Raw genomic sequence first — 13,082 nt, 5'->3', positions numbered from 1 at the left:
CGATGTCGATTGATTTCGTCGGTAGCTGGCCGCCAGCAGTGTGCACGTCTCAGTAGGTCGAGAATTCTTGTCGGATGGTTCCGAGACGCTGTGAAGCCAGGTCGAATGCGGCCTCCCGGAGGGTGACGCGATTCTCGGCGGCGACATCGAACATCTCATTACTGAGCGTCTGCATGCGGTCAGCGATCTGGCGAAAAGACTGCTCGGGCGTGCCGTCGACGTCGCCGAAGAACACCCACCACCACCACGCGTTGGTCGACGAGTTGGCAACGAAGTCGGGGGAGACCTGTACGCCGCGGTCGGCCAGTAGCTTCTCTGCCTCGGGAGTGACCGGCATATTGGCGGCTTCTACGATCAGCTGGGCACGGATATCAGCCTGGTTGGTCTCGTCGATACAGTACGAGACGGCAGCGGGGACCAGCACTTCGCTCTCGATCGACAGCCATTCGGATGCAGCCAGCTGGCGATCGTCGACACGCAACCTCGTACGATCGACATTGCCCTTGGCGCTCCGTGTGCGCAGCAACTCTTCGACGTCCAAGCCTTCGTCGTTGACGACAACTCCCTCGACGTCGACGATTCCGACGATGCGTACTCCGGCCTTAGCGAGGTAACGGGCCGTTGCGCCGCCCATCGATCCGAATCCCTGTATGACGGCGCGCGAGCCGGAAGGCGCGAGGCCACGCTGCTCCATTGCGGCCAGTGCGGCCTGTGCCACACCGTAACCGCCGACCAGCTCGTCCAGCTGAATCCCGTCCACAACGCTCGCGAACGCGGTCTTCATCCGTAGCTTCGCAGCATCCGGATCTGCCACGACCCGGTAGGCAGCCTGAATGGAACTTTCGAGGCCCTGATCGTTCAGCATCGCATCGATCGTTGCCTGCTGGATGCCGAAGTCCTCGCCCATAGTCCAACGCTTCTCGATCATTGGGCCCATCGCTGCAAGAAAGCGGCGGAGTACGCCGTCCGCATCGGGATGGTAAGGGTCGAAGTCGATTCCGCCCTTCGCGCCACCGAGCGGAACATAGTGGGCGCCGTCCTGGAAGTGGATCGCTTCCTTGAGCGTCATCCCACGGGCCAATCCTCTGACCTCGTCCATCGTGCACCCGGCACGCATACGCAAGCCGCCCGAGGCAACGCCACGCACGAGGGTATCGATGACGAGGTAACCCGTCGCGTCACTCTCGGTGTCACGCCAGACGGCCTCGTAAATGGCCGCGTCGTCGCGGTCGACACCGTTCATTTTGCTTGCGTTCGGAAGGGTCATGGACATACGGACTCCTGAGTGAGTAGCTAACTGAGTACTCAGTCAGTGTGACACGCATCATTATCTGCGTCAAAGGTCGAGGCAGATCGGGATACCTACACAGCGGCTGAAGGTCAGCCGTTCAGCTCGCGGGAGACCGTGAGGCGCGTCCAGTCGGCGACCTGTTCGTTGGATACAGCCTCGTCGAAAACGACGACCTGCACTGCCAGCCCGTCCAGGAGTGAAGTTATGCGCCACGCTGCTGCCGCCGGGTCAGGGCATCGGAACTCGCCGGACTTCGTTCCCTCGTCGATAAGTTCGATCAGGACATCGCGCCAACCCGCGTCGAGCATCCTGATGACCTTGCGCAATTCCGGATTGCGCAGGCTCGCGGACCATGACTCCACCCAGAGGCGCCAGCCGAATGCGGTTCCGGTGGGGCCGTACTCGTGCAGGACCGCATACACGCGAGTGGTTACGTCGCCATCAACACTCTCGAGCATGGCGTGAAGGTGTTCCATGTCGCGGCTAGCGGCCAAGCGGAGCGCAGAAATGATCAAGTTTTCGAGGTTGTCGAAATGGTAAAAAATCAATCCCACGCTTACGCCTACACGTTTGGCGAGGTCGGCACCACGAACCTGGTCGATGCCCTTGTCCTCGATCATCGCGAGGGTCGCGTTGAGGATGTCTTCGCGGCGGCCCACTGCATCCGCTTTCGCCCGTGTCACGGAAGTCATGGTACGTGCTATCGCTAATTTGTAAGAGTGTGATCCAAGTCGAGGGTTGACAAAAGTGTGATGCGTATCGCACAGTTGTCACACCTGACTGAGTGACCAGTCAGTTACGTGAAGCGCCAGAGGCGTCGGTCCGCGGGAGCAGCGACTCACACCGAAGCCACAGAATTTCGAGGAGTAATCGCTGTGATCGAAAATTCCACTACTGACCCGGCAAAGGAGTTACTGCGTATGACTACATCCGACAAACTCACGGAATCGGAGAGCCCCGCGGTTTCGGTGGCCCCCGAGGGTAAGCAGCTCAAACGGGTGATGAAGAGTCGTCACCTGTTCATGATCACCCTCGCCGGCGTTATCGGGACCGGGTTGTTCCTCGGAACGGGGCAAGTCATTGGTCAGGCCGGTCCCGGCGGAACCATCGTCGCGTACATAGTCGGCGGCTTTCTGCTCTACCTGACGATGGTCTGCCTCGGAGAACTCTCGGTTGTGATGCCGGTGTCGGGTTCATTTCAAGCCCATGCCACCAGATTCATCGGTCCCGCAACGGGGTTTAGTATCGGCTGGATCTACTGGTTGAGCTGGGCCGCCTTCATCGGATTGGAGTTTCTCTCCGCTGGAATCATCATGAAATACTGGTTTCCAGACACGCCGACTTGGATCTGGTCGGCAGTATTCATCACCGTCCTCTTCCTCATCAATTGCTTCACCACACGCTCCTTTGCCGAGACCGAATACCTGCTGGCCGGCATCAAGGTGCTTGCGGTGGCACTGTTCATCATTCTGGGCGGCCTGGCAGTGTTCGGCGTCATCGGAGCGGACAATCAACCCCCTCCGCTTCTTTCCAACTTCTTCGATCACGGCGGGTTCTTTCCCGCGAGCTTCGGCGCCGTGTTTGCCGCGATGATGACAGTGATTTACACGTTCATGGGCTCGGAGGTCATGGGCGTCGCCGCCGGAGAGACCGAGAACCCGAGCGAGGCCGTCCCACGCGCCGTCAAGACCATCGTGTTCCGACTCGTATTTTTGTACCTCGGGGCGATCGTCATCCTCATCGCACTGATTCCTTGGGACCAAGTAGGCCTTGACGAAAGCCCCTTCGTCACGGTTTTGACCAACATCGGCATCCCTTACTCCGCCAGTATCATGAACTTTGTCGTGCTCATCGCGGTCCTGTCGGTCGGCAACACCGGCCTGTACATGTGCACCCGCATCCTCTGGTCACTCTCCCAAGAACGCGCGGCACCGAAGTCTTTCGGTCGCACCACAAAGCGCGGCGTGCCGCTCGTCGCCTTGATCGTCACGCTCGCCTTCGGGCTTCTCTCTTTGCTGTCCAACGTCGTCGCTTCGGACACTCTCTTCATCTTCTTGATCTCCGTCAGCGGGGTGGGTGGTGCGCTCAGCTGGATGACCATCGCGTTGTCCCAGTACAAGTTCCGGCGCGAATTCATCGCGGACGGCGGAAAGGTGTCGGACCTCCCCTACGCGGCGCCGATGTTTCCGATTACGCCAATCCTGGTCATCCTGATGAACATCGCGGTCTTTGTCGCGATGGCCTTCGATTCGACGCAACGTCTCTCACTGGGCCTGGGCTTGGGAGTGGTGCCTGTGTGCTACCTCGTTTACCACTTCGTGGTCAAGCGAAATCTCGACAGAACCGTTCAATGAGCACCCACTACACCGTCGCGGTGGTCGGTGCCGGCATGGTCGGGCTTTCCACAGCCTGGTTTCTCCAGCAGCGAGGAGCCGAGGTGACGGTTTTCGACAAGACGGGCCCCGCGGCCGGTGCTTCATGGGGCAATGCCGGCTGGATCACGCCGACGCTGAGCACACCGCTACCCGAGCCATCCACGCTCACGCATGGCATTCGTCAGCTGCTGCGGCCGACATCGCCGCTGTACGTACCGCTCAGCGTCGACCCCGATCTCATCGGGTTCCTTGCGCGATTCACCCGAAACAGCACTTCTCGCCGATGGCGTTCAGGAATGAAAAAGCTGGTCGGTATCAATGGCCAGGCGCTCGACGCGTTCGACATACTGACCAACGGTGGGGTCGAAGGTCCGATCCACGACGCCGATCCGTTCATCGTCGCCTACACGGACCCGGCCCAGGCCCAGACGTTGCTGGACGAGGGGTGCAAAATCGCCGCCACCGGACAGCATGTGGAGATCGAGCGAGTGTCCGTCGAGGACGCGCGTGCAATGGCACCGTTGCTGTCGATGAACATACGCGGGGCACTCCTCTTGCGAGGCCAACGCTATCTGCACCCGCCCGCCTTCGTTGCGGCACTGGCGGATTCGTTCGTCGCACGCGGAGGTTTGCTGCGAAGCAGCGCCAAGGTCACGGCAGTGCACGACCACGGGCCGCGCGTATCGGTGGTCGGTGACGATCTCGACGTGGACTTCGATTCCGTTGTGCTCGCCAACGGGGCGGAGTTGAATCCATTGGCTAGGCCATTCGGGGTACGTGCGCAGGTGCGCGCAGGCCGCGGCTACAGCTTTTCTGTCGAGCCCGAACGTATGCCGGAGGGCCCGCTGTATTTCCCGACCAGCTCGGTTGTCTGCACGCCACTCGGCGATCGGATTCGGGTGGCCGGGATGATGGAGTTCCGTCCGCACGACGCCCCGTTGGATCCGCGCAGGATAGAAGCAATTGTCGAGTCGGTTCGCCCCCTCTTGCGTGGTGTGGAGTTGGACGACAGGCGTGACGAGTGGGTGGGTTCGCGCCCCTGCACGGCAGACGGTCTCCCGCTGATCGGGCGGACCAATTCGCCGCGAGTGTTCGTCGCGGGCGGCCACGGAATGGAAGGGATGACACTGGGCCCTGCCACCGGCCGGCTATTGGCCGAGGCTATATGCACGCGCACGATACCGAAGGACATCGCTGCGTTCGATCCGCTGCGGTGAACGCGGAGATCGGAGCGGTCCCCGTGACTATGGACATGGTATCGGTGCGCTCTCCATAATTAACTGGTGAATCAGTCAATATGTAAAGTCGAGAAGTTACCCGTCCGCAGCCAACCCACCTCAAATTCACCATTCACACCGATTCCCGAAACGAGGGCTGACATGCCGACAACTGACATGACCACCACGATGACTGGCGGCCAAGCACTGGTCGCCGCGCTGGAGGCGCACGGCGTGCGCGTCGTGTTCGGCATCCCCGGCACACACAATCTGCCGATCTACAGCGCCCTCGCCGATTCCGAGATCACCCATGTGCTGACCCGGCACGAACAAGGTGCTGGATACGCGGCCGACGGTTACGCACGAACCACCGGCGCACCGGGCGTCGTCGTCACCACATCCGGTCCGGCGATTCTCAACGCCGCAGCCGCCGCGGCACAGGCCTACTCGGACTCGATCCCCGTTTTGTTGATCTCACCGGGCCTACCTCTACGACACCCCGGGCACGGCAACGGTATCTTGCACGAGATCAAAGACCAGATCGGTGCTATGGATGCGATCGTCGGGCACAGTCAGCGGGTCACCAGCGTCGCGGAGATCCCGCTCGCCGTCGCACAATGCTTCGCGGCGATGACCACGGGTCGGCCGCGCCCGGCGTTCCTCGAGATCCCGCTGGACATCCTGGACGAGATCGCGGACGTGCGCGTGCCAGGGCCAGTGAGAGGCGCGGTCGTCGCTGCCCGCGAGGAAGATGTGACCCAAGCCCGCACTCTGTTGACGGCAGCGGTCGCCCCGATGATCATCGCTGGTGGCGGATCGTCCACTGCCTCCGGACCACTGAAGCTTCTGGCCGAAATTCTCGGAGCTCCGGTTATCACCACTACCAACGGCAAAGGCGTGCTACCCGAGAGTCATCCACTGTCACTGGGAGCAGGCGTCCATCTGCCATCAGTAGCAAAACTGGTCGCGGAGTCGGACGTGGTGCTGGCAGTCGGTACGGAATTGGCGCCGTCAGACTTCTGGTACGGGCCGCTCGAAGCGACGGGCAAACTCATTCGCATCGACATCGACCCGACATCTATTTACACGAACGGAGTGCCCGACGTGGCCCTCGTCGGCGACGCAGCTCATACGCTGGACGAACTTATCGACGGAATGAGCAGAGATCCTGCCGCCGATCGCGCCGCACAGTGGCGGGAGCGCCTGCGCGCGGATTCCCGCGCTGAGGGCAAAAACTACCTCGGTATCGTCGAGGCACTTGCACAAGCTCTCGATGAGGATGCGATTGTCGTCGGCGACAGCACAATGGCCTGCTATTACGGGGCGATGGCGAACCTGCCGCTGCATCGACCGCGCTCGTTCCTGTATCCGACCGGTGTCGGCACCCTCGGTTATGGACTGCCGGCAGCGATCGGAGCCAAGGTGGCGGCGGGGGACCGACAGGTGGTCGCCATTCTGGGCGACGGTGGCGTGATGTTCACCATCGCGGAGTTGGCGGCTGCTGCGGAATTACGCATCGCGCTGCCGGTCATCGTGGTAGACAACGGTGGCTACGGGGAGATCCGCAATGAGATGGCCGATCGGGCCGACATAGTGCATGCGGTCGATCTGGCACCGATCGATTTCCCGGCGCTAGCCCAGACCGTGGGTGCTCTGGGAGTGGGGATCGAGTCGGCGGAGCAGTTGACCGCCGCAGTGGCCAAAGCCTTTGCGGCAGATCGGCCGACGATCATTCACATTCGAGAGACATCAGTATGAGCCGGCTGTGAGAGGTTGTCCGGGCATCGACCGTCACTGGCGCCGGTTCCTGGACGTGACGCACAGAAGGCCCCACTCTGTCAGCGCCGAGTGGGGCCGGAACGCCGGTGAACAGTCAGAATTTGTCAAGCAAGGCGGGTGAGCGCAGTGGGTATTGCGCCGCTACCGAATCGGGCTCCTGATCGGCGTCGGGTGTCTACCACGAGGAGGATCCATCAGTCGTCGGCCGGGAATCCGATAGCGAACAGCGCCAGAATTGCCTGCACAACCGGAATCCCCGTTCATGACCCCGCGATGCGTGCTCTCGCTGTTTCACTGCGCTTTCCTACTGCGACCGATCTGCCGGCTGCGGCTAGCCCCATGATGGGCATGTTCGAGTAGATCGACTCGTGCTGACCAGTGCTGACACGGTATGTCTCGTGGTAGACCCCGACGTCGCCGCCGGTGCCGACGCGTTTGTTGAACGCCTTCCATGCCGGGAGGTGTGGATCGTTCGGGTTCTTCGCAAATGCTTCGAGTTGGTCGAAGCTGCGCCAGTACTGCACCACGGTGATCGTGCGGCCCCCCAACGACATCCGAGCGCCCAGCAGGCCCTTGTCAGGGTGCTGTTGCAACTCTCGCAGCATTCGCGGCATGGCGAGGAATGGGCCGATCCACTTGTGGATCTTCCATAGCTTGTTGAGGCGTATGCCGATGAGGAAGACGACGAACTCACCTTCGACCGCTGCGGTGTACCGGCCGGTCTGGACTCGACTTCGGATCATGCACGCATCCCTTCGTTGACGGCTCCGCAGGCGATCGCACGGCACCGATAGCGTCTCTATCCATAATGGATAGTGCTACTATCGATAAATGATGTCAAGGGTGCAGCGGTGAGGGTTTCCGAACTCAGCCAGCGCAGCGGGGTGTCCATTGCATCCATCAAGTACTACCTGCGTGAAGGTCTGCTGGTCGGTGGCGCGCAGACGGCGACCAACCAAGCTGTGTACAGCGAACATCACGTCCGCCGACTGCGATTGATTCGCTCCCTGATCGACATCGGCGGACTCTCGATCTCGCATGTGCGCGCAACACTGGCCGCAGTCGAAGATGACTCGACGTCGATCCACGATGCATTCGGGGCGGTCATGCATGGCCTCGACCAGCTCCCCGACGAAGACGAGCCGGTCGAGGTGAAGACTGCCTACGGTGAGGTGCAGACATGGCTCGCCGACAGGGATTGGAATATCGAGCCGAATGCTCCCGCGCCACACCGGCTGGCCGAACTTGTTGCCACACTACGCAGATTCGACTTCCCGATAATGCTCACCGACTTCGATGCAGCAGCCGATACCGTCGAGCGGACCGCCAAGGCTCAAGTGGAATACGCCCGAGCCATGCCGGACCGCACGGCTGCCGTCGAGACGATGCTTCTCGGGACCGTGATACTCGAACGAGCCCTCGCCGAGATTCGACGCCTCGCGCTCGAAGCCGCCAGCTTCCGAATCGATAGGGACAAGTAGGCGCTTGCGTAACTGGGCGGTTCAGCGAACCAGAGCGCGCACCGGTGCCGGGTCCCGTCCGAGCAGGGCCTTGGTCGCCATTCCGCCGGCCAGGAAGTCTCGATCGTCGTAGAACTCGAACATCGCCCCGAGTCGGGCCCGGCCATCGACGCCGAGGCTCTGCCCGTAGGCGTGCATCCATTGCTCGACATCGAGTTGTTCCACCGCCACCGACCGTGACGTCATCTCCTCGATGAGTCGAACCACGTCTCCGACGCTCATTGCCTCGGGGCCGCCGAGTTCGTACGTGGCCCCGTGATGCTCCTCGGTTGCCAGGAGAACTCGGGCGGCAATCTCGGCGACGTCGCCGAGGCTTACGAAGGAAAATTTCGATTCGGTGCTGTACGGCACCACGAGGTCGGTGGATTCTCCGGTGAGTATCGAATCGAAATTCTGCGCATAGGCGCAGGGCTGCAGGATGGTCCAACGCAGTGAATGACGTGAGGCGAATGCCCGCAGGTCGTCTTCGCATCGGGCTTTGTCCATGTGGTGCGGCATCCGCGGACTGTAGGGCCACGCGACCGAGTGGTAGACAACATGATCCACCCCTGCCTCACTCGCGGCCTCCAACGCTCGTCTAAGTGCGGCGGGCTCGTCCGGATGCAGGTTGGGTGCGATGAAGTACATCCCAGTGCATCCACTGAAGGCTCCCTGCAAGCCTTCGCCGGTGTCCAGATCGATCGGATGATCTGGTGCGGTGCGGCTCAGCTGCCGGACCGTGGCCCGCCCTTCGAGAGCGGTGACCACGGCCTTTCCGGTCTTGCCTGTGGCACCGACGATTGCAATGTCGGTGCCACAGGCGGTTTCACTGTTCACGGGCGAACGTCAGCTGTCGAGGAAGTCGTACTTGGCGAACTTCGCACCGCCGGAGAGCCGTTCGTAACCTGGCCCCCGATCGAAGAAAGGCTCGTTGTCCGCGCGTGCGCCGCGCATCTCGGCGCGAAGCTTCTCCGACGCCGACGCATCTGCGTTCGCCTCGCCCTCGGCGATGACCACACCATAGTCTTTGGCAGCGACCTCGCGAGATACTTTGTTCCACAACACATCGCGCTCCACTTCCTCGACGGGACGCTCGAGCGGATCGCCCCAGCCTCCGCCTCCCGTGGTGCGAATCCGGAACGTCTCCCCGGCACGGATCGGCTCCGCGTCGGTGAGCGCGTCGAAGAGCCGCTCGTTGGGCTCACCCGGGTTGATCACCACGGAGAACGGCGACCCGGCCTTGCCACCCTTGACACCCCAGCAGGCGAGGATGGAGCGGTCGGCGATGGACATGAAGTGCGCATCCTTGAGCATCCGAATGTGCTTCTCGTACCCGAGGCCGCCGCGGTAGCGTCCTGCTCCGCCTGAATCTTTTGCCAGGCCGAGCTTTTCGACGATGAAGGGGAACCGGCTCTCGGTGAACTCGGTCGGAAGATTTCGCGAGTCGGGCACCACGTGGATGGTGTCCTCACCGTCCGCGTAATAACGCCCGCCCGAGCCACCGCCGAGCACCTCACGCATGAGGTAGGACTGGCCCTCGAAGTCCTCACCGTAGACGCCGGTGTAGCGGATGGTCTCCTGGTCGGCGGGCATGTTGCCGTCGACGGCCTTCGCGATAGCACCGGTGAGTACGCCGAGCAGTCGCAGGATCACGAACGTGCGGGCGTTGGTGGGTGCCGGGAAGATCGGAGTGATCAGCGTGCCCGGCTCCGGGAACTTCATCTCGATCAGAGGGATGATGCCCTCGTTGACGTCGAGCTCGGCCATCCGCTCCGGGGTGTCGGCGAGGCTGCGAAGCACCGGCGCCAGCCACTTCGCCAGGAAGTTGCCGTCGGCGTAATCGCCGCAGTGGTTGATCGGCCCCTTCGCCTGCGGGCCGGTGCCGGTGAAGTCGAGGATCAGCCGCTCGCCGCCCTCGTCCTCGGGCGCGGTCTTGGTCATCGTGATCCGTTGCACGTGCAGCATCGGCTCGTCGACGCCGTCGTGCTCGGCGTAGTCCTCCCAGGTGTACTCCCCAACAGGGATCTTGGACAGGATCTCGCGCCGATAGGTCTCGGTGCAGGCATCCATCGAAGCGTCGAAGCAGCCCTCGATGGTCTCGACGCCGTAGCGCTCGAACAGCTCCGTCAGCCTGCGCGCACCCATCAGGCAGGCCGAGCACTCGGCGTCCAGGTCGGCGGCCAACGCGTCGGGCATCCGGGAGTTGCGGGTCATGATTCGCAGCGCCGCCTCGTTGGGCACGCCCTGGTCCCACAGCTTGATCGGCGGGACCATCAGCCCCTCCTCGTAGACCGAGGTGGCGCCGGACGGCATGGACCCGGGGCAGCAGCCGCCGATATCGTCGTGGTGGCCGAAGGCCTGCACGAACGCGACGACCGAGGGCTCGTCCGCCCCGGGAAGCGTTGCGAACACGGGGACCGTGACGCAAAGGTCGGGGAGGTGGCCGATGCCGCCTTCGGAGAGGTAGACGTCGTTGTGGAAGAAGACGTCCCCGGGCTTCATCGTGTCGATGGGGAAGTCGCGGACCACGGGCTGCACCAGTGCGGAGTAGGAGCGGCCGGTGAGCTTGCGCATGTTCCGGTCGTAGATTCCTGCGCGGAAATCGTGTGCGTCGCGGATCATCGGCGAGCGGGAGGTCCGCGCAATGGCAGTCTCCACCTCCATTTCGACGCTCGCGAGATACCCGGCCACGATCTCGACGAGGACGGGGTCGGGCGCGGGTGCGTCGACGGGAGTCAATCGGTAGGGCTTGTTGTTAACCATGTCGATGACAGTCATCAGTGCGCTCCGTTCGAGTCGAGATTCCTGGTGATGCGGATGTTTCCGAAGTTGTCGATGTGAGCGGAGAATCCGGGATCCACCGGCACGGTGGAGCTGAACTCCTCGATGACGGCCGGTCCTTCGATGGAGTCACCGGCACCGAGCGCCGGGCGATCGTAGATCGCGGTCTCGTGCCAGCCGTCGAAGTAGGCCCGACGCGTTCCCGTTCGCGCGACTTCGGCGCCGCTTCCCTTGGCAATCTCGGACAACACCGGTCGCTTGATCGGGCCGATACCGCTGACCCGCAGGTTGACCCACTCGACGAACTGGCTCTTGTCGCTGCGGAAGTCGTAACCGTAGAGCTCGCGGTGCGCCTCGTGGAAGGCCTCCGCTGCTTGATCCATCGTCGACTGGGTGATGTCGCCGTCTACGATCGGCACTCGAACCTCGAAGGCCTGACCGAAGTAGCGCAGATCTGCGGTGCGTGCGTACTGGCGATCTTCGGGCGCGAAGCCCTCTCCTGCCAGTGCGGCATCCGCACGCTCGGCGAGAACTTCGAGTTCGGACTGCAAGTCCTCTGCACGGAGACGGTCGTGCCGACTGACGTGAGTCTGGACGTAATCGTTGCGCACATCGACGGTCAGCAGACCGAAGGCGGATACGTTACCTGGATTGAGCGGTACCAGAACATCTTTCAGTCCCAGGATGTCCATCAACCTGCAGGCGAGCAGTGAACCGGATCCACCGAACGTCACGAGGGTGAAGTCACGTACATCGAGTCCACGCTTGACGGAAATCTGACGAAGTGCGTTGGCCTGATTCCAGGCGGACACTTCGAGGATTCCGGTTCCGCAAGCCTCGATCTCCAGCGACAACTCTTGTGCCAGTTGTTCGATACCCTTTCTCGCCAGATCGGTGTCGAGCGGGATCTCACCGCCGAGCAGGTGGGGAGGTATCCGGCCCAGGAGTACATGCGCATCGGTGATGGTCGGAGCGGAACCGCCGTTGCCGTAACACATCGGGCCTGGATCGGCACCGGCAGACTGCGGTCCGACACGCAGGGTTCCCTCAGGAGTCATCCAGGCAATCGACCCGCCGCCGGCGCCGACGGTGACCACGTCGATCATCGGAATCTTGGACGGATAGTTTCCGACGCGTCCTTCGGTCGTCAAAGCAGGCTCGCCGTGGACCACTACGGTCACGTCGGTGGAGGTGCCGCCGCCATCGCAGGTGAGCACCTGATCGACGCCCGCTGCACTGGCCACCAACGCTGCACCGAGGGCGCCGGCTGCGGGCCCGGACAGAACAGTCGTGATCGGCTGATTGACAACCTCTTTGGCGGAGAGAACACCACCGTTGGACTTCATGACGTAGAACGGAACATCGCGGGCTTCGCCCGACTCGGTGGCGAACTCACGCAGCCGGGTGGCGATGTTGTTGACGTAGTTGCGGATGTTCGGCTTCACGGCCGCATCCACCAATGTCGTGATGGACCGCTCGAACTCGCGGTACTCACGCAGAACTTCGGTCGAGATGCTGACCGTCGCCTCGGGGTATTCCTCGAGGAGGATGTCCCGCACGCGCTGTTCGTGATCAGGGTTGGCATAGGAGTGCACGAGGCACACACCGAGGGTCTTGACTCCCTCTGCCTTGAAGAACCGTGCAGCATCGCGAACATCGTCCTCGTTGAGCGGACGAATCTCGGTGCCATCGAAGTACAACCGGCCACGGATGGTGCGGACGCGATGGGCCGGGACGATACGTTCGGGCTTGACCCAGAAGTACGAGTTGCCGTAACCGTCGGGTACCGACTGGCGAGCAATCTCGAGCACATGCTCGTAACCCTCGGTGGTGATGAACCCGAGGTTCTCGACCTTGCCTTCGAGCAGCTTGTTGGTGGCAACGGTGGTGCCGTGACTCACTGCGCTCAGCGAGTCACCCGTGACCCCGAGTTGCTGCAGGACTTTGTCGATCCCGGCGAGGAATCCTTCGGCTGGATCTGCCGGAGTGGAGGGAGTCTTCGTGGTGGCCATTTCACCGGACTCTTCGTCCACTGCCACCACATCGGTGAATGTTCCACCGGTGTCGATCCCGACCCGAATCTTTCTTGGCTCCACGCTTCCTCCTTGATTGGGTTCGTAGGCAGCGCGACCGCCGATCG

At 62.3% G+C, this 13,082-nt stretch carries 10 protein-coding genes; 4 read left to right on the top strand and 6 right to left on the bottom strand.

The annotated features are described in order from the left end of the window. Positions 1 to 49: 49 nt before the first annotated feature. Both QMK32_RS19380 and QMK32_RS19375 read right to left on the bottom strand, forming a co-directional pair. The gene (locus QMK32_RS19380; RefSeq protein WP_283476823.1) at positions 50 to 1,267 is read right to left on the bottom strand and encodes a Glu/Leu/Phe/Val dehydrogenase dimerization domain-containing protein; all 1,218 of its coding nucleotides are present in this window, start codon (positions 1,265 to 1,267) and stop codon (positions 50 to 52) included. Between the two features lie 113 nt (positions 1,268 to 1,380). Further along, positions 1,381 to 1,983: a TetR/AcrR family transcriptional regulator gene (locus QMK32_RS19375; protein WP_283476822.1), complete on the bottom strand. Its 603-nt coding sequence runs from the start codon at positions 1,981 to 1,983 to the stop codon at positions 1,381 to 1,383. 228 nt (positions 1,984 to 2,211) lie between these two features. Between QMK32_RS19375 and QMK32_RS19370 the strand changes: the two genes are divergently transcribed. From QMK32_RS19370 to QMK32_RS19360, 3 genes are all read left to right on the top strand, one after another. Further along, complete coding sequence (locus QMK32_RS19370) at positions 2,212 to 3,645, top strand: amino acid permease (protein ID WP_283476821.1); 1,434 nt, start codon at positions 2,212 to 2,214, stop codon at positions 3,643 to 3,645. Next, on the top strand, positions 3,642 to 4,883 hold the full coding sequence (locus QMK32_RS19365; RefSeq protein ID WP_283476819.1) for an NAD(P)/FAD-dependent oxidoreductase: 1,242 nt from the start codon (positions 3,642 to 3,644) through the stop codon (positions 4,881 to 4,883). The genes QMK32_RS19370 and QMK32_RS19365 overlap by 4 nt, the downstream gene beginning before the upstream one ends. Before the next feature lie 162 nt (positions 4,884 to 5,045). Next, on the top strand, positions 5,046 to 6,641 hold the full coding sequence (locus QMK32_RS19360) for a thiamine pyrophosphate-binding protein (RefSeq protein WP_283476818.1): 1,596 nt from the start codon (positions 5,046 to 5,048) through the stop codon (positions 6,639 to 6,641). 281 nt (positions 6,642 to 6,922) lie between these two features. Here QMK32_RS19360 and QMK32_RS19355 read toward each other — a convergent pair whose 3' ends face one another. Next, positions 6,923 to 7,405, bottom strand: coding sequence for a DUF4188 domain-containing protein (locus QMK32_RS19355; RefSeq protein ID WP_283476817.1), 483 nt, complete (start codon positions 7,403 to 7,405; stop codon positions 6,923 to 6,925). Between the two features lie 108 nt (positions 7,406 to 7,513). On the opposite strand from QMK32_RS19355, the gene QMK32_RS19350 reads away from it, so the two are divergent. Then, a complete protein-coding gene (locus tag QMK32_RS19350) occupies positions 7,514 to 8,143 on the top strand; it encodes a MerR family transcriptional regulator (protein ID WP_283476815.1) in 630 nt (209 codons plus the stop codon). Between the two features lie 21 nt (positions 8,144 to 8,164). Here the strand turns inward: QMK32_RS19350 and QMK32_RS19345 are convergent, their stop codons facing one another. Genes QMK32_RS19345 through QMK32_RS19335 form a run of 3 tightly spaced genes read right to left on the bottom strand, consistent with a single transcriptional unit; the run spans position 8,165 to position 13,038 of the window. After that, positions 8,165 to 8,998: an SDR family oxidoreductase gene (locus tag QMK32_RS19345; protein WP_283476814.1), complete on the bottom strand. Its 834-nt coding sequence runs from the start codon at positions 8,996 to 8,998 to the stop codon at positions 8,165 to 8,167. 9 nt (positions 8,999 to 9,007) lie between these two features. After that, positions 9,008 to 10,939 (bottom strand): hydantoinase B/oxoprolinase family protein, encoded by a 1,932-nt coding sequence (locus QMK32_RS19340; RefSeq protein ID WP_502943702.1) that lies wholly within the window; start codon positions 10,937 to 10,939, stop codon positions 9,008 to 9,010. Beyond that, positions 10,939 to 13,038, bottom strand: coding sequence for a hydantoinase/oxoprolinase family protein (locus QMK32_RS19335; protein WP_269306173.1), 2,100 nt, complete (start codon positions 13,036 to 13,038; stop codon positions 10,939 to 10,941). The genes QMK32_RS19340 and QMK32_RS19335 overlap by 1 nt, the downstream gene beginning before the upstream one ends. Between the last annotated feature and the right edge of the window lie 44 nt (positions 13,039 to 13,082).

It is taken from the genome of Rhodococcus sp. H29-C3 (assembly GCF_030063405.1).
Lineage (GTDB): Bacteria > Actinomycetota > Actinomycetes > Mycobacteriales > Mycobacteriaceae > Rhodococcoides.
This window is presented reverse-complemented; position numbering and strand designations above follow the sequence as displayed.

What these genes read in the sequence shown, in the direction of transcription:
- QMK32_RS19380 (WP_283476823.1), bottom strand. Translation starts at nt 1,267, where the DNA reads ATGACCCTTCCGAACGCAAGCAAAATGAACGGTGTCGACCGCGACGAC.
- QMK32_RS19375 (WP_283476822.1), bottom strand. Translation starts at nt 1,983, where the DNA reads ATGACTTCCGTGACACGGGCGAAAGCGGATGCAGTGGGCCGCCGCGAA.
- QMK32_RS19370 (WP_283476821.1), top strand. Translation starts at nt 2,212, where the DNA reads ATGACTACATCCGACAAACTCACGGAATCGGAGAGCCCCGCGGTTTCG.
- QMK32_RS19365 (WP_283476819.1), top strand. Translation starts at nt 3,642, where the DNA reads ATGAGCACCCACTACACCGTCGCGGTGGTCGGTGCCGGCATGGTCGGG.
- QMK32_RS19360 (WP_283476818.1), top strand. Translation starts at nt 5,046, where the DNA reads ATGCCGACAACTGACATGACCACCACGATGACTGGCGGCCAAGCACTG.
- QMK32_RS19355 (WP_283476817.1), bottom strand. Translation starts at nt 7,405, where the DNA reads ATGATCCGAAGTCGAGTCCAGACCGGCCGGTACACCGCAGCGGTCGAA.
- QMK32_RS19340 (WP_502943702.1), bottom strand. Translation starts at nt 10,939, where the DNA reads ATGACTGTCATCGACATGGTTAACAACAAGCCCTACCGATTGACTCCC.